The 25045-nt window shown below is 60.4% G+C and carries 24 protein-coding genes; 11 read left to right on the forward strand and 13 right to left on the reverse strand.

Translation table 11 applies throughout. The annotated features are described in order from the left end of the window. Nucleotides 1–66 precede the first annotated feature (66 nt). Complete coding sequence (locus tag Q4481_RS22675) at nt 67–330, reverse strand: SEL1-like repeat protein (RefSeq protein ID WP_304378698.1); 264 nt, start codon at nt 328–330, stop codon at nt 67–69. 495 nt (nt 331–825) lie between these two features. Here Q4481_RS22675 and Q4481_RS22680 point away from each other — a divergent pair, with 495 nt between their 5' ends. After that, nucleotides 826–1161: a DUF2147 domain-containing protein gene (locus tag Q4481_RS22680; RefSeq protein WP_304378699.1), complete on the forward strand. Its 336-nt coding sequence runs from the start codon at nt 826–828 to the stop codon at nt 1159–1161. Between the two features lie 82 nt (nt 1162–1243). Here the strand turns inward: Q4481_RS22680 and Q4481_RS22685 are convergent, their stop codons facing one another. The 3 genes from Q4481_RS22685 to Q4481_RS22695 all read right to left on the reverse strand — a co-directional run bounded on the left by Q4481_RS22685 (nt 1244) and on the right by Q4481_RS22695 (nt 2991). Next, the gene (locus tag Q4481_RS22685) at nt 1244–1537 is read right to left on the reverse strand and encodes a YciI family protein (protein WP_304378700.1); all 294 of its coding nucleotides are present in this window, start codon (nt 1535–1537) and stop codon (nt 1244–1246) included. A 51-nt stretch (nt 1538–1588) separates the two neighbouring features. Further along, entirely contained in the window at nt 1589–2164 is a 576-nt protein-coding gene (locus tag Q4481_RS22690) for a TetR/AcrR family transcriptional regulator (protein ID WP_304378701.1), read from the reverse strand. Between the two features lie 125 nt (nt 2165–2289). Continuing rightward, complete coding sequence (locus Q4481_RS22695) at nt 2290–2991, reverse strand: glutathione S-transferase family protein (RefSeq protein WP_304378702.1); 702 nt, start codon at nt 2989–2991, stop codon at nt 2290–2292. 156 nt (nt 2992–3147) lie between these two features. Between Q4481_RS22695 and Q4481_RS22700 the strand changes: the two genes are divergently transcribed. The 3 genes from Q4481_RS22700 to Q4481_RS22710 all read left to right on the forward strand — a co-directional run bounded on the left by Q4481_RS22700 (nt 3148) and on the right by Q4481_RS22710 (nt 5668). Next, complete coding sequence (locus Q4481_RS22700; RefSeq protein WP_304378703.1) at nt 3148–3342, forward strand: hypothetical protein; 195 nt, start codon at nt 3148–3150, stop codon at nt 3340–3342. A 65-nt stretch (nt 3343–3407) separates the two neighbouring features. Further along, on the forward strand, nt 3408–4910 hold the full coding sequence (locus tag Q4481_RS22705; RefSeq protein ID WP_304378704.1) for an AMP nucleosidase: 1503 nt from the start codon (nt 3408–3410) through the stop codon (nt 4908–4910). After that, nucleotides 4907–5668, forward strand: coding sequence for a class I SAM-dependent methyltransferase (locus tag Q4481_RS22710; RefSeq protein WP_304378705.1), 762 nt, complete (start codon nt 4907–4909; stop codon nt 5666–5668). The genes Q4481_RS22705 and Q4481_RS22710 overlap by 4 nt, the downstream gene beginning before the upstream one ends. Here Q4481_RS22710 and Q4481_RS22715 read toward each other — a convergent pair. Continuing rightward, nucleotides 5643–6629, reverse strand: coding sequence for a diacylglycerol/lipid kinase family protein (locus Q4481_RS22715; protein ID WP_304378706.1), 987 nt, complete (start codon nt 6627–6629; stop codon nt 5643–5645). The two genes, Q4481_RS22710 and Q4481_RS22715, sit on opposite strands and share 26 nt — an antisense overlap. Nucleotides 6630–6868: 239 nt before the next feature. Between Q4481_RS22715 and Q4481_RS22720 the strand changes: the two genes are divergently transcribed. Beyond that, on the forward strand, nt 6869–8065 hold the full coding sequence (locus Q4481_RS22720; RefSeq protein WP_304378707.1) for an MFS transporter: 1197 nt from the start codon (nt 6869–6871) through the stop codon (nt 8063–8065). Nucleotides 8066–8101: 36 nt separating this feature from the next. Here the strand turns inward: Q4481_RS22720 and Q4481_RS22725 are convergent, their stop codons facing one another. Next, complete coding sequence (locus Q4481_RS22725) at nt 8102–8581, reverse strand: Lrp/AsnC family transcriptional regulator (RefSeq protein WP_304378708.1); 480 nt, start codon at nt 8579–8581, stop codon at nt 8102–8104. A gap of 124 nt (nt 8582–8705) precedes the next feature. Between Q4481_RS22725 and Q4481_RS22730 the strand changes: the two genes are divergently transcribed. Next, a complete protein-coding gene (locus Q4481_RS22730; protein WP_304378709.1) occupies nt 8706–9629 on the forward strand; it encodes a DMT family transporter in 924 nt (307 codons plus the stop codon). Nucleotides 9630–9653: 24 nt separating this feature from the next. On the opposite strand, the gene Q4481_RS22735 is transcribed toward Q4481_RS22730, so the two are convergent. Together Q4481_RS22735 and Q4481_RS22740 are read right to left on the reverse strand one after the other, a co-directional pair. Further along, nucleotides 9654–10271: a L,D-transpeptidase gene (locus Q4481_RS22735; RefSeq protein ID WP_304378710.1), complete on the reverse strand. Its 618-nt coding sequence runs from the start codon at nt 10269–10271 to the stop codon at nt 9654–9656. 102 nt (nt 10272–10373) lie between these two features. Next, entirely contained in the window at nt 10374–10535 is a 162-nt protein-coding gene (locus tag Q4481_RS22740) for a hypothetical protein (RefSeq protein ID WP_304378711.1), read from the reverse strand. Between the two features lie 167 nt (nt 10536–10702). Here Q4481_RS22740 and Q4481_RS22745 point away from each other — a divergent pair, with 167 nt between their 5' ends. Together Q4481_RS22745 and Q4481_RS22750 are read left to right on the forward strand one after the other, a co-directional pair. Further along, entirely contained in the window at nt 10703–11095 is a 393-nt protein-coding gene (locus Q4481_RS22745; protein WP_304378712.1) for a YciI family protein, read from the forward strand. Further along, complete coding sequence (locus tag Q4481_RS22750; protein ID WP_304378713.1) at nt 11085–12314, forward strand: RNA polymerase sigma factor; 1230 nt, start codon at nt 11085–11087, stop codon at nt 12312–12314. Before Q4481_RS22745 ends, Q4481_RS22750 begins: the two co-directional genes overlap by 11 nt. Nucleotides 12315–12320: 6 nt before the next feature. Here the strand turns inward: Q4481_RS22750 and Q4481_RS22755 are convergent, their stop codons facing one another. The 3 genes from Q4481_RS22755 to Q4481_RS22765 all read right to left on the reverse strand — a co-directional run bounded on the left by Q4481_RS22755 (nt 12321) and on the right by Q4481_RS22765 (nt 15955). Continuing rightward, nucleotides 12321–13481 (reverse strand): low temperature requirement protein A, encoded by a 1161-nt coding sequence (locus tag Q4481_RS22755; RefSeq protein ID WP_304378714.1) that lies wholly within the window; start codon nt 13479–13481, stop codon nt 12321–12323. Nucleotides 13482–13633: 152 nt separating this feature from the next. Next, a complete protein-coding gene (locus Q4481_RS22760; RefSeq protein ID WP_304378715.1) occupies nt 13634–15295 on the reverse strand; it encodes an electron transfer flavoprotein-ubiquinone oxidoreductase in 1662 nt (553 codons plus the stop codon). A 264-nt stretch (nt 15296–15559) separates the two neighbouring features. Next, a complete protein-coding gene (locus Q4481_RS22765) occupies nt 15560–15955 on the reverse strand; it encodes a BA14K family protein (protein WP_304378716.1) in 396 nt (131 codons plus the stop codon). 220 nt (nt 15956–16175) lie between these two features. Here Q4481_RS22765 and Q4481_RS22770 point away from each other — a divergent pair, with 220 nt between their 5' ends. Beyond that, nucleotides 16176–17480, forward strand: coding sequence for an Hsp70 family protein (locus Q4481_RS22770; RefSeq protein WP_304378717.1), 1305 nt, complete (start codon nt 16176–16178; stop codon nt 17478–17480). Between the two features lie 104 nt (nt 17481–17584). After that, nucleotides 17585–18727, forward strand: a complete 1143-nt coding sequence (locus tag Q4481_RS22775) for an MFS transporter (protein WP_304378718.1) — start codon at nt 17585–17587, stop codon at nt 18725–18727. On the opposite strand, the gene Q4481_RS22780 is transcribed toward Q4481_RS22775, so the two are convergent. Next, nucleotides 18728–19663 carry a DMT family transporter gene (locus tag Q4481_RS22780; RefSeq protein ID WP_304378719.1) on the reverse strand — a complete coding sequence of 312 codons (936 nt, stop codon included), beginning with the start codon at nt 19661–19663 and terminating at the stop codon, nt 18728–18730. A 3-nt stretch (nt 19664–19666) separates the two neighbouring features. Further along, nucleotides 19667–21958, reverse strand: coding sequence for a xanthine dehydrogenase family protein molybdopterin-binding subunit (locus Q4481_RS22785; RefSeq protein WP_304378736.1), 2292 nt, complete (start codon nt 21956–21958; stop codon nt 19667–19669). Nucleotides 21959–22275: 317 nt separating this feature from the next. On the opposite strand from Q4481_RS22785, the gene pepN reads away from it, so the two are divergent. Continuing rightward, nucleotides 22276–24927 (forward strand): aminopeptidase N, encoded by a 2652-nt coding sequence (gene pepN, locus Q4481_RS22790; RefSeq protein ID WP_304378720.1) that lies wholly within the window; start codon nt 22276–22278, stop codon nt 24925–24927. The last annotated feature ends 118 nt before the right edge of the window (nt 24928–25045 follow it).

Consider the following 25045-nt stretch of genomic DNA (forward strand, 5'->3'; position numbering starts at 1 on the left):
GCGGGCGGTTGAGCTTTTATTGATGCTCTGGTGATGCCATGCGTTTTTCATGTCCCAAAGGACCGATCAATGCATGGTCATCCATTCGCGGGCTGCACGGAGTGCAGTGGCCAGTTCGCTCTTGCTCATGGACGGAACGAGATCGGCGCGCAGAGCGGCGGCCCGTTCGGAACCCTTGATGGCGGCAATGTTGAGCCACTTGTGGGCAGCCACCAGATCGATTTCGCAACCGCGACCGGTCGCATACATCAGACCCATTTCGCAAAGAACGTCAGCGCGAGCCTCGCCGCCCATTGCCGTTTCCTGTGTATTGATGTCAAAGCGTGCCATTGTTGTTACCTTGCCTGTTGTTTCGTTGCCTGTTTTACCTTGAGGGCCTTTTTCCGGTTCGGATCTTCTTCAATCGAGACCCTTTAACCTTCCGGCCTTGGCAGTTTTCCTGCTCGTCTTATGGCTTCACTATGGCTGAGGCTTTTCAATAGCGGCTTAAAATGCATGCTTAATCGGAAGAAAACGATGTAAAAACACTCTGTAAACTTGTCTTTTCGTTAAGTATCCAACTGCCTGCACTTCACGCATTTCCTTGAAATTTTTACGGAATTTTCAGCAACCCATTTCAACTCATTGCTAACCACAGCAACGATTGACCTTTTTTGGCCGCTCCTCAAATGTCCGCCAAAGTCGGGTTCAGGCATATTTACCTTTACGTGCGCGTCAGCTATATCCTCGGACGGGGACGAGGCTCGCCGCAAGGTCCGGATGCAAGCAATGGGGTTCTCCAGACCCGACGGCGAGCCGGTTCCAATTTTCACCGGGAGGATCGACATGCGCAAACTGATGCTTATGACAGCAATGCTTGCCTTCGCCGGGGCCGCACAGGCCGCCGAGCCAATCGAAGGCAACTGGAAGACGGCAAGCGGTGAGACCGCAGCCATTTCGAAATGTGGTGGCTCTTTCTGCGTGACGCTGAAGACCGGCAAGTTTGCCGGCAAGCGCATCGGCAAGATGTCCGGTTCGGGCGATGAATATTCCGGCGAGATCACCGATCCGGAAGATGACAAGACCTATTCCGGCTATGGCACCGTTTCGGGCAATGCGCTGAAGATGAAGGGTTGCGTGATGAGCGTGTTCTGCAAGTCGCAGACCTGGAAGCGCATCTGATCACGTCTGATCTCTAATGATTTCAAGCCGGCCGCATCGTGAAGACGCGGCCGGCTTTTTTGCGCTTGGATATCGCAGGGCGTCAGTCGCCCGCGAGCAGGAATTCCAGCCGTGGATCGACCTTGCCCGGCCGGAAGGCGATGATTTCGGTTTTCACCACGCCTTCGGCGACGAAGGGATCGGCTGCCAACCGCATCTCGATCTCCTGCCGGTTTGCCGCCTGAGCGAGAATGGCGCCGCCCTTGCGATCCTGAAGGCTGCCCGCCATCAGGAAGGCGCCATCGGCAAAGCCCTCGCGCAGCCATTGATTATGGCCATCCATCAGGTCCGCAGCACGCCCGGCTTCATCTGAAAACACCAATTGCACGAGAAACATTTCAAACTCCAGGTTCGATTGGATTTAGAATGGTGGCTTCGCGTTCAGCAGTCAGACTGCGGCCGCCAGGGTTTGGTCGAGCCAGTCGATGGCGGCCTCCACTTCGCGGCGCACGAAGGCTTCATCACGATAGGCGAGCGCGAGTGAGGCCACTCCCTGGCTTCGCATGAGAATGTGCAGGGCCAGCCGATCAGCCGCCTCTCCACAGCCCGCCGCGACAAACTGGCGGGTAAGCCAATGACGGAAAAGATCGAAAATCTCTCTCGCCTGCGGCTGGAAAGGATGATCGAGCTTGGCGAGTTCGCTGCAGAGCGTGCCGACCGGGCAGCCGAACTGCATGATTTTCGCCTCGTTTGCGATCAGGATTTCAATGAACTGGCGGATACGCTCCCGCGGGGCTTCGGCATTCCTCTCCCATCCATCGAGCATGGCGGCGGTCCTTGCCAGCCTGAAAGCGATCACGGCGGCGAGAATGTCATCCTTGGTCTTGAAGTGATGGTAGAAATTGCCGCGCGAGATGCCGACCGCCCCGGCGATATCGGCAAAGGCGGTGCTGTCAAACCCCTGCTCGTAGAAAAGCCGATCGGCCACCTGAACTATCTCGTCACGGGTCTTCGGTCGCACCATCGCCAACTCCGACTAATTAGGACATTTGCCCTAAACTAGGTCAATCGTCCTATTTCTGTCAAGCGCGAAAAACCCGCCGTGATCGACACGGCGGGTCCGGAACTCATATTGGTTTTGGGAATGGCCTAGCGGGCGCGCTGGCCGAACAGGATCTTCTGCGCTTCCTTGTCATCGGCAAGGCTGGCCTGGCGTTCGCGCTCGGCCTTACCGACATCGATGGCGCGCTGAACGGCGGGGCGCGCCTTCACCCGCTCGTACCAGCCCCTGAGGTTGGGGAAATCGTCGAGATCCTGGCCCTGGTTCTTATGGGGAATGACCCAGCCGATCGAGGCCATGTCGGCGATCGAATAGTCGCCGGCGAGATAGTCGCGGCCTTCGAGACGCCGGTTCATGACGCCATAGAGACGGTTGACCTCGTTGGTATAGCGATCGATGCCATACTGGATCTTTTCCGGTGCATAGTTGCGGAAGTGGTGCGCCTGCCCGGCCATCGGACCAAGGCCGCCGACCTGCCAGAACAGCCATTCCTCGACCTGAACGCGCGCGCGCTCATCGCTCGGATAGAACCTTCCGTACTTGCGACCGAGATATTGCAGGATGGCGCCGGATTCGAACACCGAGATCGGCTCGCCTCCCGGCCCATCCGGATCGATGATCGCCGGCATGCGGTTGTTTGGTGCGATCTTGAGAAAATCGGGCTCGAACTGCTCGCCCTTGCCAATGTTGATATATTTCACCTCGTAGGGAACGTTGAGTTCCTCGAGCATGATGGTGATTTTCCAGCCATTCGGCGTTGGCCAGTAGTAGAGTTCGATCGGCGCGGTCATCGGTCTCTCCAGAGCGTTTTTTGACAGTCGGAGTTTGAAGGTAGGAAGCCGTCCCGATCTTGGCAACCATTCTGAACCGAAAATGAATGCGGATCTCAGGACCGGTTCAGACGGACTTCGCTAGACAGGCATCATCGCAAGTCACGGAACCCGATCATGACCATTCTCGCTCGCCGCCTCACCATCATCAGCCTCTCTGCCCTGATCTTTGCGCTGGCGCTTCAGATGGTGGTCGCGAACAACAGCCGGATGCGGACCGCCCTCATCCACGGCAGCGCGAACTGCCATGCAACGCTTCTCAACGATTGCCTGTCCGGCTCGCCCTTCGGCGCCCGTTTCGTCACCAACTAAAATTTTAGGACGCTTCGCTCCAGGTGGACCGATTGATTGTCATAAGCCGCCATCTATAATGGCTCATGGCAAAGCGAATCTCTTCACACACACTCTACGACATCCTCTCCCCCGAACCCTTCGTTGCGCAGGAATTCACCGACCCTGACACGGCGGTAGACGCGCTGACCGCACTTTATGGCCGGAACACAGCCTTCCTTCGCAGCGCGTTCGACGATATCATTCGCGGATCGGCCCCCAAGGGCCGCTACAGGGCCTATTATCCCGAGATCCGGATATCGACCATGCGGTACGACAAGACGGATTCCCGGCTGCCCTATGGTTTCCTGTCCGAACCCGGCAGCTATTCGACCACGGTGACGAGACCCGATCTTTTCCGTCACTATCTGAAGACCCAGATCGGCCAGCTGCTGCAAAACCACAACCTGCCGATCACGATCGCGGAATCGACGACGCCGATCCCGTTGCATTTCGCCTTCGGCGAGGGCGCGCATGTGGAAGCCAGCGCCACGAGTTCGTTCGACATGCCGCTCCGGGATCTGTTCGACACGCCGGACCTGACGACAACCGACGATGAAATCGCCAATGGCGAATATGAACCGCCACCGGGCACCGCACGTCCGCTGGCGCCGTTCACCGCACAGCGGATCGACTATTCGCTCGCACGTCTCAGCCACTATACCGCGACGCAGGCCGAGCATTTCCAGAATTTCGTGCTGTTCACGAACTATCAGTTCTATATCGACGAATTCTGCTCCTGGGCACGCCAGCAGATGCAGGAAGGCGGCAACGGCTATACGGCTTTCGTGGAACCCGGCAATCTCGTGACGCCGGCCGGGTCGAACGAGCCCGTCGAAGGGGTGCCGCCGCCGCGCCTGCCGCAGATGCCGGCCTACCATCTCAAGCGCAAAGGCCATGCCGGCATTACGATGATCAATATCGGCGTCGGCCCGTCGAACGCGAAAACCATCACCGACCATGTGGCGGTCCTGCGCCCGCATGCCTGGCTGATGCTCGGCCATTGCGCCGGCCTGCGCAACAGCCAGAATCTCGGCGACTATGTGCTCGCCCATGCCTATATGCGCGAAGACCATGTGCTCGATGACGATCTTCCGGTCTGGGTGCCCATTCCGGCGCTCGCCGAAATCCAGCAGGCGCTGCAGGATTCGGTGGCAGAAGTAACCGGCTATGACGGGTACGAGCTGAAGCGCATCATGCGGACCGGTACGGTGGCCACCATCGACAACCGCAACTGGGAACTGCGCGACCAGCGCGGGCCGGTGAAGCGGCTCAGCCAGGCGCGCGCCATCGCACTCGACATGGAATCGGCGACAATTGCCGCCAACGGGTTCCGCTTCCGCGTCCCCTATGGCACGCTGCTCTGCGTTTCCGACAAGCCGCTGCATGGCGAACTGAAGCTTCCGGGCATGGCGTCGGCCTTCTACCGGACCCAGGTGAACCAGCATCTCAAGATCGGGATCCGGGCGCTCGAAAAACTGTCGGCGATGCCGGCGGGCCAGCTGCATTCGCGCAAGCTGCGCAGCTTCTTCGAGACAGCCTTCCAATGAGCGGAACGGGTGGCGAGGCGATCTACGTCGACCCGACCTTCGCCTCGTTCTATGATCTCGAGAATGGCGATGCGGCGGAAGGCGGGCGCCCCGATTTCGACTTCTGCCGGCAGATGGCGGCCAATGCCGCTTCCGTGCTCGATCTCGGTTGCGGCACCGGCGAGCTCGCCGCCTCGATCGCAGCCGGTCGCCGCGTCGTCGGTGTCGATCCGGCTGCCGCGATGCTGGAGGTGGCGCGCGGACGGCCGAACGGCGGCCAAGTCACATGGGTGAACTGTGGCGCTGCCGAACTTGATCTCGGCGAGAGGTTCGACCTGATCGTCATGACCGGTCACGCCTTCCAGACCCTGTTGACCGATCAGGACGTGCTCGACGTTCTTTCCGCCATCCGTCGCCATCTTGCGCCCGAGGGGCGTTTTATCTTCGACAGCCGCAACCCCGCCGTCGACGAATGGAAAGAGTGGACGCGCGAAAAATCCGAGCGAACGGTTCTGCACCCGCAATTCGGGGTCTGCGCGGCCTGGAACGATGTCGCCTACGACGCACAGACGGGTATCGTGACCTACGAAACCGCCTATCAGGCAGAGGGCCGCCCTGTGCTTTCCAGTTTCGCCCGCATTCGTTTCATCGACCGCGATCATCTTGATCGTTTGATTGCTGCTTCCGGCCTTGTCGTCGAGCGCTTGCTCGGCGATTGGCAGGGCACGCCCTACGAAGCCAGGAGCAAGGAAATCATTCCGGTCGGGCGGCTGCGCTGAACGAAGCCGCAGCCTGGCGGGCGCGTTCCAGCAGGACCTCACCCATCGGCGGCGGCGCGTAGCCAGCCGCAGGCACGAGAACCTTCAATTCTCCTGGATGAAGCCGAAGCGACACATCGCGTCCCAGCGGCAGCAATTCGCCATCGAGCACGCAGTTGGCGCCATGGCGGTGGTTGGGGAAATGCAGGTCGACCGCCCTGCCCGTCATTTCGGTTATGCTGGCGTTCGTTTTCATACGCCCGCGCAGGATATCGACTGCAAGCCTGGCCGCCGTTGCCGGTCGCAGAGGATCGGTGACGTAAAAGCCGAGATGGCCGGTCGTCAGATCTTCCGAATACATCAACCCATTCTCGGCGAAGGGATTGTTGGAGACGGAGATCGCCGAAATCAGACGATGTTCTCGATGGCCATCGACATCGAACTCGACATCGAATTCGGGCGGGTTCAACACAACGCCGACCGATGCGCGGACATTGGCGGCGATCTTGCCGATACGGGAAGAATAGACCATCTGGTTGCGCAGGCGCACCATGCGCGCATGCATGCCGGCCGAAAACTGATGAACGAAAGCGCGGCCATCGGCGCTGCCGATATCGGCATCGATGAAGCGGCCCTTTGCCAAAGCATCGAGCGCGGTCCAGATATCGAGGGGGACACCGAGCGAGCGGGCAAAGAGATTCATGGTGCCGGCCGGAATGACGCCGAGCGGCATCTTCTGTTTCCAGGCAATGCTGGCTGCCGCCGAGATGGTCCCATCGCCGCCGCCGGCAAGAATGCCATCGAGATCATCGCGCAGCGCTGCGGCCTCAAGCGCATCGGCGATTTCCTCGCCCTTGGCCAGGACGATCTCGAGCTGATGGCCATTATCGGCGAAGATACGCTGCGCATGGTCCGAATAGGCTTGCATGTCCGTGGTGCGGAACGTGCCGCCATCGCGATTGAGAATTGCCCTGAATTTCACGTCGGTCTCCAGATCCAGCAATCGGATATAGGGACGGTTTGCGGCATTTCATCGTCCCGTGCGTTATTAATGTCCGAGCCGTGCGAAAGGTTCATTGCTGCCCGGAGAAAATAACATTGGTCAGGTTCGGCGCACGAACACTAGTTTGGTCATCTGCCTCCCTATTGTCGCGACTCGCGTGTCGACACGCCTCCGATCCGAAAGCCATTCTTTTGAGCGATGTTACCTGCAACGATTGCATGACCGAACGTTCCGATGCGCCTGCCCTGTCGAAATTGCAGATCGTGCTGGTGATCATTGCGCTTGCCGTCGGCGGTTTTGCGATCGGAACCGGTGAATTCGCCATCATGGGTCTGTTGCCGGATGTCGCGAAGACCTTTTCGGTGACCACGCCGCAGGCGGGTTATGTGATCAGCGCTTATGCGCTCGGCGTCGTGGTTGGAGCCCCCATCATCGCCATGATCGGCGCCAAGACCAGCCGGCGCCGTATGCTGCTGATCCTGATGGCGGCGTTTGCGCTTGGAAACATCGCCAGCGCGATTGCTCCGAACTTCTGGAGCTTCACCCTGCTGCGCTTCCTCTCGGGCCTGCCGCACGGCGCCTATTTCGGCCTTGCCGCCCTGGTCGCGGCTTCGCTCGTGCCAATGCATATGCGGGCGCGTGCCGTAGGTTGGGTGATGCTGGGCCTGACGATCGCGACACTGGCGGGAACGCCGGTGATGGCGCTCTTCGGCCAGTTCCTGTCCTGGCAGGTCGTCTTTGCTGCCGTGGGCCTGATCGGCCTTTTGACCGTCACGCTGATCTGGCTTTATCTGCCCCAGGATGAGGTGGCCGAAGGCGCGAGCGTGGTGCGCGAACTGGTGGCCTTCACCCATCCGCAGGTGCTTCTGACGCTGACGATCGCCGCCACCGGCTTTGGCGGCATGTTCTCGATCTTTTCCTACATCGCCTCGACGGCAACCGAAGTGGCCGGCATGCAGGTGAGCATGATCCCGATCATCATGGTGATCTTCGGCGTCGGCATGAATGTCGGCAATCTGGTCGGCTCCAAACTGGCCGACATGTCGCTGATGGGAACGATCGGCGGCATGCTGATCTTCAATATCATCATCATGACCGTTTTCGGCGCCACCGCTGCCAGCCCCTTCATGCTCTGTCTGTCGGTCTTCCTCGTCGGCTGCACATTCGCCGCCGGTCCTGCCGTACAGACAAGGCTGATGGATGTGGCAAGCGACGGCCAGACGCTCGCTGCCGCCTCGATGCATTCGGCCTTCAATGTCGCCAACGCCATCGGCGCCTGGCTCGGCGGACTGGTGATCGCCTACGGGTACGGATTTGCCGCGACCGGCTATGTCGGCGCCGTGCTTTCGGCGTTCGGCTTCGGCGTTTTCCTCGTTTCCTGGCTTCTCGAACGGCGCACGCGCGCCGCAGCCTGATCCTTTAAGCGCGTCATCGACACGGGGTCAGAGTGTCTATTTCTTCCGACCATCCGGCAATTTCAGCGGTCCGCCCGTCTTGACGGCGCGGATCGCGAAGTTGGAGCGAATGTCGATGACGAAGGGCAAGGTCAGCAACTTGTCGGACAGGACCCTCTCATAGGCCTGCAGGTCTTCCACCACCACTTCGGCCAGGAAATCGGCGCTGCCGGAAATCATGTAACAGGAAATGACCTCCGGCACTTCTGCCAGAGCTTCCTGGAAGCGGTTGGCACTGTCCTTGTTGTGACCGCCGACCTTCATTTCGACGAACACCGTCAATCCAAGCCCGACCTTCGAACGATCGAGATCAGCGCGGTAGCCGCGGATGACGCCCTCCTCTTCGAGATTGCGGATCCGGCGAAGGCAGGGGGACGGCGAAAGATGCACGGAATTAGCAATTTCGACATTCGTAGCGCGACCATTGGCCTGCAGGGCGGAAAGGATCGCAAAATCGAACTCATCCAGTTTTGGCATATTCCACCTTCATTAGACTTCTTGGAGGCAGAATATTGCTCAAACGGCAATTTTCAAGGCCGAATCCGCAAGGACGCGTCCGATCCCTACCGGTAGAATCCCAAACATCGGAAAGGATGGTTCCATGAGCGAGGCAACGGTGACCGCAATCTCCAAAACATCCGGGACGCCACTGGGAGCAGCTTCGGCGCTTGCCGTCGTCCTGATCTGGGCTTCCTGGCTGGTTTCGACCCGCCATAGCGTCGGCTCAGCGCTCACCCCGCTTGATCTCAGCCTGATGCGTTATGGCCTGCCAGCACTGGTGCTGGCGCCGGTCTGGCTGCGAACCGGGCTCTGGCCCAAAGGCGTAAACAAGGTGGCGCTGGTGCTGATGATTGCCGGCTCGGGCGCCCCCTTCTTCCAGGTGGTCGGTTATGGTCTGCATGCAACGCCGGCCTCGGCGGCCGGGGTGCTTCTGCCCGGCATCATGCCGCTCGCAACGGCGTTGATCGGGGTCTTCGTGCTCGGGGAACGTCCGGACGCCATTCGCTGGGTCGGCATGGCGGCGATCCTCTCCGGCGGGCTCCTGCTGCTTTATGGCGGACTGACGGATGGCGGCTTGAGCTGGGTGAGTTATGTCGTGCTGCCGATGGGCGCGACGCTGTGGGCGATCTACACCCATGCGTTCCGCAGATCTGGATTGACCGCCTTTGAAGGTGGCGCGCTGGTCTCGATCTGGTCGACCCTTCTCAACCTTGCCGCCCTGCCCTTCGTCGGAACCCATCTCTTCGAGGTGCCGATGCCGGAAATCGGCCTGCATTTGCTGACCCAGGGGGTTCTGTCGGGTCTGGCCGCCACCATCTTCTACGGCAGCGCGGTCCGTTCGCTCGGCAGCACGCAAGCGGCAGCCTTTACCGCGATCACGCCGGTCGCGGCGGCCATTGGCGGCATCATCCTGCTAGGAGAACCGTTGAACGCGACCATCGTGATCGCCGCCACGCTGACGAGCGTCGGCGTGCTTCTTTCGACCGGCATCCTGTCGCAAAAGCGCGGTGCCACCAGACCGTAATGGATGCGCCGCCTGACGAAGCAATTACGCCTGGATGACGACGACCTTGGTGCCGACCTTCACGCGGCTATAGAGATCGATGACATCGTGATTGAGCATGCGGATGCAGCCGGAAGACATGGCATAACCGATCGAATTCGGCTGGTTGGTGCCGTGAATGCGGAAATGGATATCGCCGCCGCCGCGATAGAGATACATGGCGCGGGCGCCAAGCGGATTGTTGAGGCCGCCCTTCATGCCGCCGGCCATCGGACCATATTTCTTCGGTTCGCGGCGGATCATGTTGGCGGTCGGTGTCCAGGTCGGCCATTCAGCCTTACGGCCGACATAGGCGTTGCCGCGCAGTTCGAGGCCTTCGCGACCGACGCTGACCGCATAGCGGAGCGCCCGGCCATTGCCGAGGATGTAATAGAGGCGGCGTTCAGGCGTGTTGACGATGATCGTGCCGGCTGGCTCGTTGCTGGAGAATTCGATTTCGGTGCGGCGCAGCTCGGGCTTGATCTTGTCGAGCGCCATGGCCGGCATCGGATGGGCCTCATTCGGCTTGGCCGCATAATTGGCCTTCTGTTCCGAATGTTGCGAGGAGCAACCGGCCAGCAAAGCTGAGAGGCCGAGCACAAATCCGCGGCGCGAGATCGACATGGAGGAACCCTTAAGGAATGGTTGATGCCGCGAACGTAATTTGATTATGGTTAATACCGGGTTAAGGCTTGCGGCATTCCAACGTCATTTCCGTGTCCGTCCTTATAGTGATGCGATCAGGCCACAGATGAGGAGAAGGCCGATCGACAGCGCCCGCCATACAATCGAGCGGCATTCGGGCCTGCGGTTGGCATAATAGGCTTCTTCGTCACTCCGCTGGCAGGTACCCGAGAGATTTGCCAATCCGGCAAGGTAGAGATCCATGCTTGTCCCCTTTTCTTCGACAGGCACTGGTCGAGCGGCGGAGGGAAAAATCGACGAGCCAGCCGGCTGCGGGGGCAAAAACTTTTTTCGACTGTTTGGCGTTGATGTTGTCGAAATGGCGGGAGATCATTCGACCAGGGTCGTGACAAACCAGGAAAGGACGTCCCATGAAATATCTTCTGCAAGTCTGGCTGCCGGATGGCGTATTCGATCACCTGCCGCAGCAGGAAAAGGACAAGCTCGACCGAGACTCGCTGGCCTATGACAATCTACTCAAGGAACAGGGCCATTTCATCGCCGCCGAACCGTTGCTGGGACCGGAAACGGCGGTATCGATCCGCCATGCCAACGGCGACATATCGGTGACCGACGGCCCCTTCTGCGAAACGCGCGAACATCTGGGCGGGTTCATTCTCGTCGAGGCACGCGATCTCAACGAGGCAATCCGGCTGGGGAGCGGTATTCCGGTCGGACGTTACGGTGGCATCGAGGTTCGACCGGTCTTCGATCTGGAGGCATTGGTCGCGGCACAGGTCGAGACCCCGGCCGATGACGCGTGAGATGCTGGAGGGCCATTACCGGCAGCATTCGCGCAAGGTTCTGGCCAGCCTGATCCGGCTTCTCGGCACATTCGAGCTCGCGGAAGAAGCGATGCAGGATGCCTTTCTGCAGGCGGCCATCCACTGGCCGCAGTCCGGCCTGCCGCGCAACCCGGTGGCCTGGCTCGTCTCAGCCGGGCGGTTCCGGACCATCGACCGGTTGCGGCGTTCAAGTCGTCTGAACGAACTCAGCGACGCGATACGGGATCATCTTTATGATGACGGGGAGGCTGGCATGGTCGAGGAGGCCGAACTGATCGGCGACGACGAATTGCGGCTGATCTTCATCTGCTGCCATCCGTCATTGCCGGCGGATGCGCAACTGGCTCTCGCACTCCGGGAAGTCTGCGGATTGAAGACCGAGGAAATCGCGCGCGCCTTTCTCGTACCGGCTCCGACGATCGCGCAACGGATCGTCCGCGCCAAGAAGCGGATCCGCGATCTGGCGCTGCCCTATGACCTGCCGGAAAAAGCGGAACTGCCGGCGCGGCTTTCGGTGGTCCTGCACACGATCTATCTGCTGTTCAACGAAGGCTTTGCCGCCTCATCGGGAACCGACCTCATGCGCCCGGCACTCGCCGAGGAAGCGATCCGGCTTGCCCGACTGCTGCAGGGGCTGCTCGACGAACCGGAAATCCTGGGGCTGCTTGCGCTGATGCTGTTCCAGCATGCGCGCGCGGCCGCCCGGCATAGTGCGAGTGGCGAACTCGTGCTGCTGGCCGATCAGGATCGCAGCCTCTGGCATTCGGATGGGATTGCGGAGGCCGACAAAATGCTGGAACGCGCGCTGGCGCAGGGCACGGCCGGCCCCTACACGCTGCAGGCTGCGATCGCCTCTGTGCATGCGAAGGCGCCCACCAGTGCCGAGACCGACTGGCGCCAGATCGTCCGGCTTTACGATCTGCTGCTTGAAGCGCTGCCCTCGCCGGTGGTTGCGCTCAATCGTGCCGTATCGGTCGCGATGGTTGAGGGACCGGCAGCAGGCCTGGCGCTTGTCGATGACCTTATCGGAGCCGGAAATCTCGCCGGCTTTCACCTCGCTCACGCGGCGCGCGCCGATTTTCTGCGCCAACTTGGTGAGGTGGAGGCGGCACGATCGGCCTATGCCGCAGCCCTGGCGCTTACGAAGCTCGAGCCGGAACGGCAGTTTCTGACAAGGCGCTTGCAGGCGCTTGGCTGAACGCGATCACCCTATCGCGACGGGATGGGACGGTTCCGACCGCCGCGAAAGCAGCGCCTCGGCCACGAGCGTCAGAATAAGCAAGGCCAGAAGTGCAGCCACGAGCACGATCCCGTGCAGCGGTAGATTGAGAAGAGCGCCGATGGCAAGACTCGCGCTCAAGAGGGCACGCGGCAGGATCGGCGAAAGATGCAGCATGCGCAGAAACAGCCCGTTGCCGGCAAAGTAGAGCGCGAGTCCCCATATGAGCAGGACATCATTGCCATGTGCGCTCGTAGGACCATCCGTCGCCGCCTGACTGGCGACGGCAGCGATCGCTTCCTTGAGGCCCGCGGCCGCAAGAATGAGACCGGCAATCATGAAGAGCTGGGCGCCGTTGAAGCCGAAGAGCGCCATTCTCGTGCGTGTACGATTGTCGGCGCCTAGCATGCTGTGATCCGAACGGGCCTCGTCGGCATCAAAATAGCTCCACCAGACGGCTGCGATCAGACCGATCGCCAGAGCGAGGGCGATGATACCGCTCAGGCTGATGGGAACCTTGGCGTAACCGTTGCCGACCGCGATGATGATCTCGCCGAGAACGATGATCAGCAACAGGCCGTGCCGCTCGACGAAATGACCGGTATCAAGTGCAAAGCCATCGCCGGTGTTTCTGAATGCGACGATCAGATAGAGAAGTGCCGGCGAAAGGGACAGAAGCCAGCCCCAGCGCGGATCGGCAAAGCCGGCGCCGATCACCAGAAGGGCGGCGGCAATGTTGAAAGGCACGATCCGCAGCATGCTGCGCGCGGCCTCCCGACCGCCGCGCCAGGCGAAGGCGGCAAAATGCAATAGCACGATATAGAGATAGGCAAGGCCGAAGACGACCCTTCCCGCACCGGCGCTTTCGGGAATGGCAAGCGCGATCACCAGAAAACCGGCCATGGCCGCCACCAGGACGAAGCGCAGGCTTTTGGGCGTATGGGCGTGGTTGGTGAGCCAGATATAGCCATCATACATCCACCAGACGAGCATCAGCACGCCGAAGGCATGGACATAATCGATGGCGGAATGGGCATGTTCGACCAGATGGGTGATCTGGGTGATCGTGAACACGAAAACGAGATCGAAGAAGAGTTCGATCGTCTGCGCACGAAAGGCGGATTGCTTCTCTTGTTGTTCGGACATGATCTGGCCTGGATGGTCAAGGATGCGTCATAGAACAGCGCCGACAGGTGCATGTCCACCGGAAATCCGCCCCGGAACGGACTAGGCCGGGGCTGCTCCAACATCGGAAAGACGATATGAAAAAGGCGGCTCGAAAGCCGCCTTTGGATGGATTACATATTCGGGTAAACCGGCCCCTCGCCACCCTGCGGCGTGACCCAGTTGATGTTCTGGTTCGGGTCCTTGATATCGCAGGTCTTGCAGTGGACGCAGTTCTGGGCGTTGATGACATAGGTCATTTCGCCATCCTTCTCCGTCCATTCATAGACGCCGGCCGGACAGAAGCGCGATGACGGACCGGCATAGATGCCGAGTTCGCTCTCACGCTGCAGCTTCGGATCCTTGATCTGCAGATGGCAGGGCTGGTCTTCCTCGTGATTGGTGTTCGAGAGGTAGACCGAAGAGAGCCGGTCAAAGGTCAAGACGCCATCCGGCTTCGGATAGTCGATCTTCTTGTGCTTTGCGGCCGGTTCCAGCGAGGCGGCATCGGTCTTGCCGTGCTTGAGCGTACCGAAGAAGGAGAAACCGAACAGCTGGTTCGTCCACATGTCGAGACCACCAAGGCCGACGCCGATGGCAGTGCCGAACTTCGACCACAGCGGCTTGACGTTGCGGACGCGCTTGAGATCGGTGCCGATGGCACTGTCGCGCCAGGCATTTTCGATCTCGATCGGCTCGTCGTTGGCGCGGCCGTTCGCAATCGCCTCGGCGATCTTGTCGGCGGCCAGCATGCCGGAAAGGACGGCATTGTGGCTGCCCTTGATGCGCGGCACGTTGACGAAACCGGCGGAACAGCCGATCAGCGCGCCGCCCGGGAACGAGAGCTTCGGCACCGACTGCCAGCCGCCTTCGGTGATGGCGCGGGCACCATAGGCAATGCGCTTGCCGCCTTCGAAGGTACCGCGGATGGCCGGATGCGTCTTGAAACGCTGGAATTCCTCAAACGGGAAGAGATAGGGATTCTTGTAGTTGAGATGCAGGACGAAGCCGACCGCGACGAGATTGTCCTCGAGATGATAGAGGAAGGAACCGCCGCCGGTCTTCATGTCGAGCGGCCAGCCGAACGAATGCTGCACCAGACCCTGCTTGTGGTTTTCCGGCTTGACCTGCCAGAGTTCCTTGATGCCGATGCCGAACTTCTGCGGTTCGCGGCCTTCATCGAGCTTGAACTTCGAGATCAGCTGCTTGGCGAGCGAGCCGCGCACGCCTTCGGAGATCAGGACATATTTGCCGAGCAGGGCCATGCCGCGCTGGTAATTGCCGGTCGGTTCGCCATCCTTGCCGACACCCATATCGCCGGTGGCAACACCGATGACCGCGCCCTCGTCATTGTAGAGGATTTCAGAAGCGGCAAAGCCCGGATAGATCTCGACACCCAGCTCTTCCGCCTTGCCGGCCAGCCAGCGACAGACATTGCCGAGCGAGACGATGTAATTGCCATGATTGTTCATCAAGGGCGGCATGGCAAAATTCGGCAGGCGAATGGAGCCGGCAGGGCCGAGGAACAGGAAATGATCCGCTTTCACTTCGGTCTTGAACGGATGGCCTCCCTCCTCGCGCCAGCCGGGGAGCAGCGCATCGACCCCGATCGGATCGACAACAGCACCGGACAGGATGTGGGCGCCGACTTCGGCACCCTTTTCAAGCACCAGAACCGAAAGGTCGGGATTGACCTGCTTGAGGCGGATCGCGGCAGACAGACCAGCCGGTCCCGCGCCAACGATCACGACGTCGAATTCCATGCTTTCGCGTTCAGGCAATTCCATCTCGGACATCACAAACTCCCCGCTCCGGTAGACCCGGCTTTCCGTCAAGGTCTTTTGTCAAATCCGCCCCGCCTTGTCGAGCCGGATCGCGACGAAAATCCGTTGCTTCGAGCCATATATTACTTTGACGTAAACGTCAATTAATAGACAAATAGAGAGTCAGGCCGAGCCCGGACGCGGAACGATCTTTTTAGTAGGCGCAAGCGAATGATCCTGACGAACGAAAAGGACCGCCGGCAATGCGGCGGCCCCCGATGAAACGATGCGGCTTTCTCAGCGATAAGGCGACACGCACACATAGACTCGACCATCATAGCCGATGAAGGTGTTGGTGGCCGGACGATAGGACCGATAGCGATTCAGGCACCAACGCACATGTCGGTTGCCAGGCGCTGTAATGATAACGCGCGGCTGCACCACGCGCGGACGGATGACGACCACCGGCGGCCGCACGACGACCCGCGGACGAACCACAACGCGCGGTCCGAACCAGACGCGGCGGCAACCACGCCGATCGCAGACGCGACGCCAAGCAATGTCGGTCACATCGCTCGCCTGCGATACGGCAGGCCGGTTCGGCACCACTGGCGCAGCGTTGACTTCGAACGTCGGAACCAGTGATGCAATGCCAACGATGGCAGCGGCGACAATTCTCATCAGTTGTTTCATCTGGCTTCTCCTTCCACAGGGACATCAGCGCCCCAACACACGGCAAGCTTAGGCGTGTCCGGCGAAAAAACATTGATCTATGTCAGCTTTTCAAATCGGACTGCGAGACAAAGGATGCCCCTCGCCTTCTTGCCTTTGCCGGTTCGTCGTGGCATGAGGCCGCCTCACTTTCCTGTCAGCTTCCCTTCCCAGATCACGGGCCCAGATTCCGGAGCTTCCCATGACGTCTTCCATTGGCCTCGATTTTGGCACCACCAATACGGTTCTTGCCGTCCGTTCCGGCAACGGCACCCGCTCGATCGGCTTTGACAGTCCCGCAGGCCATTCCGACTCGATGCGGACCTGCCTCTCCTTCATGAAGCATCCGCAACTGGGCGCGTCTGCGCTTTCGGTCGAGGCCGGTGCTGCAGCCATCCGCACCTTCATCGACAATCCCGGCGAATGCCGCTTCCTGCAATCGATCAAGACCTTTGCGGCCAGCCGGCTGTTCCAGGGCACGATCGTGCATGGCAAGCGCCAGCAGTTCGAGGATCTGATGGATGTGTTCCTGAAGCGGCTCGAAACATATTCGCAACAGGACTGGGCGCAGCGCTACGGCCGCATCGTGGTCGGGCGCCCCGTCGCCTTTGCGGGAACCAACGCCGATGAGGCGCTCGCCCTCACCCGCTACCAGACCGCGCTCGCGCGGCTCGGCTTCGATGATGTCCATTTCGTCCATGAACCTGTCGCGGCGGCCTTCTATTTCGCTGAAACGCTGAGAACAGACGCCACCGTGCTTGTTGCCGATTTCGGTGGTGGCACGACGGACTATTCGCTGATCCGTTTCGAATTCGAAGGCGGTCGCATCCATGCGCGGCCGCTCGGTCACTCGGGCGTCGGCATTGCTGGCGACAATTTCGACTTCCGCATCATCGACAATGTCGTCTCGCCAGTCATCGGCAAGGGCAGCCATTACAAGAGTTTCGACAAGGTTCTTGAGATCCCGTCCAACTACTATGCCAGCTTCGGGCGCTGGAACCAGCTGTCGATCTTCAAGACGCTGAAGGATTTCCAGGACCTCAAATCGCTGGTGCGGTCGAGCCTGGAGCCGGAAAAGCTCGAACTGTTCATCGACCTGATCGACAATGACGAAGGCTATCCCCTGTACCAGGCCGTGTCCGCCGCCAAGATGCGGCTTTCGGAGTCGGACGAAACCGAATTCGTGTTTCCGCCTCTGGGTGCCGCGGGCCGCAAGACGATCCGGCGCGCCGATTTCGAGAACTGGATCGCCGATGATCTTGCCGGTATCGAACAGGCACTCGACGAGGTTCTCGTCAAAACCGAGACGAGCCCGCTTGCCATCGACAAGGTGTTTCTCACCGGCGGCACCTCCTTCGTTCCGGCCGTGCGGCGCATTTTCGAGAACCGTTTCGACCGCGACAAGATTGAGAGCGGCGGCGAACTGCTTTCGATCGCCCACGGTCTTGCCCTGATCGGCGAGCGCGACGACATTTCGCGCTGGACCTCGGACCGGCTGGCAGCCTGACTTTGGCGGCATCCCGCAAACCAGCCAGACGATGACGCGATCGCGGCAGGAATTTGCCGCAAATCGCCCTATGGAAAAGATTGGGGAAGCAGGAGCGCAGCCAGATGATCGACAGTATCCGAACGGTATTCAGCCTGCTCTTGTCGATCTTCATCGTCATGACCGGCTTCGGGGTCGCGAGCTTCATCGTCCAGTCGCGTGCGCTTGGCGAAGGCTGGACGACCTTCGACATTTCGCTGATCGGCGCCACCTATTCGGCGGGCTATACGCTCGCTTCCTTCATCGCGCCGAAATTCATCCGCCGTGCCGGCCATATCCGGGTGTTTGCCGCCTTCATCGCGCTCTTGTCGATCTCGATCCTGCTTTGCGCGCTGGTGCCCGACCCTTACGCCTGGATGCTGTTTCGCTGCCTGTTCGGCTTTGCCATGGCCGGCAGCTACATGATCATGGAAAGCTGGATCAACGAGAAGGCAACCAACCAGTATCGCGGCTTCATGTTCTCGGTCTATATGGTGGTGGCGATGGCCGGTGCGATTACCGGGCCCTATATCGCCGCCTGGGGCGACGTGCTGACGACGTCGCTCTTCATGGTCGCGGCCATGCTGTTCTCGCTGGCCATTTTCCCGATCACGCTCACCACTTCGTCGTCGCCGGGCGTGCCGACCGAATCCGGTTTTGATCTGACGGGTCTCTGGCAACGTTCGCCGGTCGCCTTCATCGGCAGCTTTCTCGCCGGCATCATTTCCGCCGCCTGGATGAATTTCTCGGTCGTCTATTCGAAACTGTCCGGGCTGGGCGAAACCGGTACCGCCAACATGATCGCGGCCGTCACGCTCGGATCGATTGCCGCCCAGTTCCCGATCGGGCGCGCCTCGGATCTCGTTGACCGCCGGCTGGTGATGAGCATCTGTGCGGCAATCGGAATTGCAGCAAGCCTCTGGATGGCGTCGATCGATGCCAGCAGTCCGATCATGCTCTATTGCGCCGCCTTTGCCGCCGGCATGGTGATCTTTCCGATCTATTCGCTGAACGTCGCCCATGCCAACGATCTCGCCGAGCCGGGCGAATATGTGCGGATCTCGAGCGGCATTACGGTTCTCTATGGTCTCGGCGTCATTGTCGGACCGCTGCTCGGCGGCCAGGCGATCGCCTTCGGCGGCGCTGCCGGTCTGCCGCTGCTGCTCGCGGCCACCTTCGCGATCTACGGCAGCTATGCCGGTTGGCGCATTCTCCGCCGTCCGGCCTGATTACGGCGTCAGCGATCGCTCCTTGCGGCCGGTTTCGGCCATGCGGCGGCTTTCGCGATAGAGAATGAAGATACCGGCGCCGATGACGATGGCCGCACCGATGAGGAGCGTTCCACTCGGCAACTCACTGAAGAACAGATATCCGACCAGGGTGCCCCAGATGATCGACGTATATTCGAACGGGGCAACCGCCGAAACGTCAGCGTAACGATAGCTCTCGGTCAACAGGATCTGGGCAATTCCGCCCACGAACCCGGCGCAGATGAGCAACAGCGCATGCGGCAGTGTTATCGCGTCCCAGCCGAACGGCAAAGAGAACAGCGACAGGATCGTCGCTGACAGCGAGAAATAGAGCACGATCGTTGCCGTATTCTCAGTGCGCACCAGCTGGCGAACCTGCACCATGGCGATTGCCGCAAGCGCCGCCGACATCAGAACAGCAACCGCACCACGAGTTTCCTCGACCCCCATTGTCGCGCCACCGCCGAGCAGCGTCAGCCTTGGCCAGACGATGATCAGGACCCCGACGAAACCGGCGAGCACTGCCGTCCAGCGATAGCGCCGCACTTCCTCTTTCAGGAGCACGGCACCGGCGATGACGGTGAAGAGAGGCATGGCGTAGCCGATCGCGATCGATTCCGGCAGCGGCAAATGCACGATGCCGTAAAAGCCGAGCGACATGGAGATGACGCCGACAAAACCACGATTGAAATGGCCGAGCGGATTGTCGGTCTTGAAGGCGGTCTTCAGCTCCTTACGGACGGCCAGCCAGAGGAGGATCGGCACCATGGCAAACAGCGACCGGAAGAAGGTGATTTCACCGATCGCGATGCCGCGGCCACCCGCCTTGATCATGCCCTGCATACAGATGAACAGCATGATCGACAGAACCTTGAGCGCTATGCCGCGCATGGGGTTCGCTATGGTGCGATCCATGGCTCAGCCGCTCGCGTTCTGGATGGTCTGCCAGATGCGGTAGGGCGTCGCCGGCATGTCGATACCGGAAATGCCGTAGGCCCGGTGCAGCGCATCAACCACTGCATTCATAACCGCCGGCGTGGCGCCGATCGTCGCGGCCTCGCCTGCCCCCTTGATGCCGAGCGCATTGGCCACAGAGGGAACATTGCGCATTTCGAACTTGAATTCGGGGAACAGGTCGGCGCGCGGCACCGCATAATCCATCAGCGTTGCGGTCAGCATCTGGCCGTCTTCGGAATAATGCGCGCCTTCGACCAGCGCCTGGCCGACGCCTTGAGCAATGCCGCCATGGATCTGGCCGGCAAGCAGGATCGGATTGACGACGACGCCGAAATCATCGACGACCTGGTAATTGACGATCGCCGTTTCGCCAGTATCGGGGTCGATCTCGACCTCGACCACATGGGTGCCGTTCGGGAAGGTCGCCTCGTCCTGACGGACATCGGCGATTGCCAGAAGATCCTCGGGGGATTTCGCGGCCCTGGCAATGGCGGAAAAATCCATCTGGCGGTCTGTGCCCACCACACGCGCGATGCCGGCTTCCAGTTCGATATCGTCTGGCGCGGCTTCGAGTTCATCGCCGGCAATGCGCCTGATCTTGTCGGCCAGATCCTCGCCCGCCCGGATCACCGACAGGCCGCCGATGGGGATGGAACGCGAACCGCCGGTGCCGCCGCCCTTGGCGAGTTCCGCCGTATCGCCCTGGCGAACGATGATCTTGTCAAAATCGATGCCGAGCTTTTCGGCGATGAACTGGCTGTAGGCCGTGGCATGGCCCTGACCATTGGTCTGGGTTCCGATGAAGAGGGTCACGGTGCCATCCTCGTTCAGCCGCAGATGGGCTGCTTCCGAACCCGGGAAGGCGCAGATTTCGACATAGGTCGACAGGCCGATGCCACGAATGCGCCCCCGCTCACGCGCCTCTTCATTGCGTTCGTCGAACCCCGCCCAGTCGGCGGCTTCAAGCGCGCGCGTCAGATGACCGTCGAACTCGCCGACATCATAGAAGCTGCCGGAAGCCGTGCGATAGGGAAACTGCTCGGGCTTGACGAAGTTGATGCGGCGGAACGTCACCGGATCGATGCCGAGCTGGTGGGCGGACGCGTCCATGAGCCGCTCGATCAGGTAGGCGGCCTCGGGACGACCGGCGCCGCGATAGGCATCGACCGGCGTCGTGTTGGTGTAAACCGCGCGAATTTCCATATCGATAACGGGAATGTCATAGACACCGGTGGCCATGCGCGCCGCCATGGTGGGGATCATCGGTCCATATTGCGACAGGTAAGCTCCCATGTTCGCGACCATGTCGATCTTCATCGCCAGAATGCGCTTGTCCTTGTCGAGCGCGAGTTTCGCCTTCGCCAGACTGTCGCGGCCATGCGCATCCGCGAGACTGTGCTCGGTGCGGCTCGACAGCCAGCGAACCGGCTGACCGAGGCGCTTGGAGGCTTCCAGCACCAGCGCATATTCGCGATAACAGAAACTCTTGGTGCCGAAACCGCCGCCGACATCGCCAGTGACGACGCGGACGTTTTGCGGATCGATCCGGAAAATGTCCTTGGCAAGAATGTCGCGCAGGGAATGAACGCCCTGGCTCGGCGCATGCAGGAGAAATTGTCCAGCTTCCGCATCATAGTGCGCTACGGCCGCCCGCGGCTCCATGTAGTGGGAAACGATGCGGTTGTTGACGATGGCAACCTCGGTCACGAAAGCCGCTTCGGCAAAAGCTGCCTCGGTGCGGGCGCGATCGCCGATCCGGTAGAGATAAGCCTGGTTGCTTTTAAGTTCCGGCCAGACCAGCGGGCTTTCGGGATCGAGCGTGGTGGCGAGATCGGTTATCGCCTCCTCGCCCTCCCATTCGATCTCGATCAGTTCGGCAGCATCTTCGGCCATTTCGCGACTGTCGGCGACGATGAAGGCCACCGCATCGCCGACATGGCGAACCTGATCGAGACAGAGAATGGGGGTTTCGCGCTTGTCATGCAGCGTGCCATCGGGCTGGCGAACAATCTGCTTGCAAGGCACCGGACCGAGATGGGCGAGATCTGCCGCCGTCAGCACGAGATGCACGCCGGGCGCGTCGAGCGCACCATCGGTCGAGATAATGCTGAAACGCGCATTGGCGTATGGGGACCTGAGCACGAAACCATGCAGGGCATCGTCGAGCCTGAGATCGTCGGTATAGTTCCCCTTGCCGAGCAGAAGGTTATCGTCCTCCTTGCGCAGAGCCGATGCCCCCACTCCGAATTTCATCACCGTCACAGCCGCGACTCCGCATTCCGTCAATCACAACCGGACCTTAGACCTGTCGCAGCAAATTTGGAACCGCAGAAGGTGACATTCATCAAGCCGCAAGCACCCGCCTTCCCGGCCCTTCCAGGAGACAGGGCGGTACGCGGAATCGGAAAAAGAGAACAATTTCCGAACTTCCGTTTCATTTCGGGACGCGTTTAACGATAATTCAGGATTTTGACGTCATAGATTGCGGGAATGTGTGCGTTACGGTTGCAACCGCATCGATGACGCAAATGTCCACACGGAGAGGCCGGCAAGAGCCGCGCGGGAGCACCATGGAAGCCACAACAGGCCAGGTCATTCATCTGGCAGACTACCGCCCGACAGATTTCGTCGTCGAACGTGTGGACCTGACCTTCGAACTAGACCCGACCGAAACATTGGTCATCCAGCGGACGCTCATGCACAGGCGCGAAGGTGTGGCAGACGATGTACCGCTGGTGCTGGACGGCGATGAATTGAACCTGAAGGCGGTCGCCATTGACGGCAACCCTATCCCCGAAAGCCAGTATGACGTCTCCGACCGGGCGCTCGTCATCCGGGACCTGCCCACCGGCACCACCTTCGAAGTGACGGTCGAGACGATCATCAATCCCGAAGCCAACACAAAGCTGATGGGACTTTACCGGACGAACGGCACCTACTGCACCCAGTGCGAGGCCGAAGGGTTCCGTCGCATCACCTATTTCATGGACCGTCCCGACGTGCTCGGCGTCTATACGATCACCATCATCGGCGATGGTGCCGCCAATCCGGTCATGCTGTCGAACGGCAATTTCCTGGGTGCCGGCGACTATGGCGACGGCCGTCGCTTTGCCGCCTGGTACGATCCGCATCCGAAGCCGAGCTATCTTTTCGCACTGGTTGCTGGCGATCTCGGTGTCGTTGAAGACACATTCACCACCATGTCCGAACGCGAGGTGGCACTGAAGATCTATGTCGAACATGGAAAGGAGGCTCGTGCGGCCTATGCCATGGACGCGCTGAAGCGTTCGATGACGTGGGACGAGCAGGCCTTTGGCCGCGAATATGACCTCGACATATTCATGATCGTCGCCGTGTCGGACTTCAACATGGGCGCCATGGAAAACAAGGGGCTCAATGTCTTCAACGACAAGTACATTCTGGCCGATCCGGAAACCGCGACCGATCAGGACTATGCCAATATCGAGGCGATCGTCGCGCACGAATATTTTCACAACTGGACCGGCAACCGCATTACCTGCCGCGACTGGTTCCAGCTTTGCCTGAAGGAAGGCCTGACGGTCTATCGCGACCACGAATTTTCCGCCGACCAGCGCTCGCGCGCCGTCAAGCGCATCGCCGAAGTGCGGCACCTGAAATCGGAACAGTTCGCAGAGGATTCCGGCCCCCTCGCCCATCCGGTGCGGCCGACGCAGTTTCGCGAGATCAACAATTTCTACACGACGACGGTCTATGAAAAGGGATCGGAAGTCACCCGCATGATCGCGACCCTGCTTGGACGTCCGATGTTCCGCAAGGGCATGGATCTCTATTTCGAGCGCCACGATGGCGGCGCCGTCACGATCGAGGATTTCGTCCGCTGCTTCGAGGATGCGAGCGGCCGTGATCTCGGCCAGTTCTCCCGCTGGTACCATCAGGCCGGCACGCCTGTCGTCACCGTATCGGCGCGCTATGATGCCGGTGCGAAGACACTAACGATGGATGTGGAGCAGATGATTCCGCCTACGCCGGGACAGCAGGTCAAGGAACCGATGCATATCCCGCTGGCGATGGGTTTCATTCTCGACAATGGCACCGAGGTCCAGCCGACAGGCGTCAGCGGCGGTGAATATGCCGATGGCGTCCTGCATCTGACCGAGCGCACCCAGTCGATCACCTTCGAGGGGATTTCGTCGCGCCCGGTGCTCTCGCTCAACCGCGGCTTTTCGGCACCGATCAACCTGCATTACGACATGCCGGTCGAGGATATGGTTCAGATTGCCCGGCATGACAGCGATCTCTTCTCGCGCTGGCAGGCGATCAATCAGCTCGCGCTCCGCGATCTGCTCAAAGCAGTGAAGGAAATGACGGCCGGCGCGACGCAAGTTGCGGTCGATGCCGAACTGATCGCGATCCTTCGCGACAGCATTTCCGATGATAGTCTCGAACCGGCATTCCGAGCCCAGATCATGGCACTGCCGAGCGAAGCCGATATCGCCCGCGAAATCGGCAAGGATATCGATCCCGAGATGATCCATGCCGCTCGCAATGCTGTTATGGCCGCCGTTACCGCGCCTGCAGGTACGGTCCTCGCCGACATTCTCGATGCACCGCGTCGTGTCGGCTCCTTCAGCCCGGATGCGGCAAGCGCAGGCATTCGCGCCCTGCGGAATGCGGCCCTGACCTGGATGAGCTATTGTGAGCCAAGCCCGGACCGGGCAGCCAAGGCCTTTGCGGAAGCGGACAACATGACCGAGCTCGCGCATGCCCTGTCGGTTCTCGCCCACCGCTTCTCCGAGACAGAGTCCGCAAAGCAGGCCGTGGCCGCTTTCGGCGATCGGTTTGCCGAAAATGCGCTGGTGCTCGACAAGTGGTTCTCGATCCAGGCAACCGTTCCGGGTCCGGCTACGCTGGCTTCCGTCGAAGCATTGATGCAGAGCCCGCGCTTTGCGGCCGGCAACCCCAATCGACTGCGGTCGCTGATCGGCAGCTTTGCGATGGCCAATCCGACCGGGTTCCATCGCAAGGATGGCGCTGGCTATGCGTTCCTCGCCAACCAGATCATTGCGATCGACAAGCGCAATCCGCAGGTGGCCGCCAGAATTCTGACCTCAATGCGGTCCTGGCGTTCGCTTGAATCGACGCGCGCTGGCCTCGCGCGGAATGCTCTGGTGACGATCGGAGCGGCGAGCCCTCTGTCGACGGATGTGCGTGACCTCGTCGACCGCATGCTCGAAGCGTGACTCGCTCAAAAAAATCGCGAGTCATTCTAACGGTTTAAAAAAGCGTTAACCGAACCATCTGGACAAGGTGATTCGTCAGTGATTCATTATGGATGATTCGTGCGGGCGGCGCGGAGAA

This window comes from Fluviirhizobium alvei (genome assembly GCF_030551875.1).
Classification (GTDB): domain Bacteria; phylum Pseudomonadota; class Alphaproteobacteria; order Rhizobiales; family Rhizobiaceae; genus Rhizobium_E; species Rhizobium_E alvei.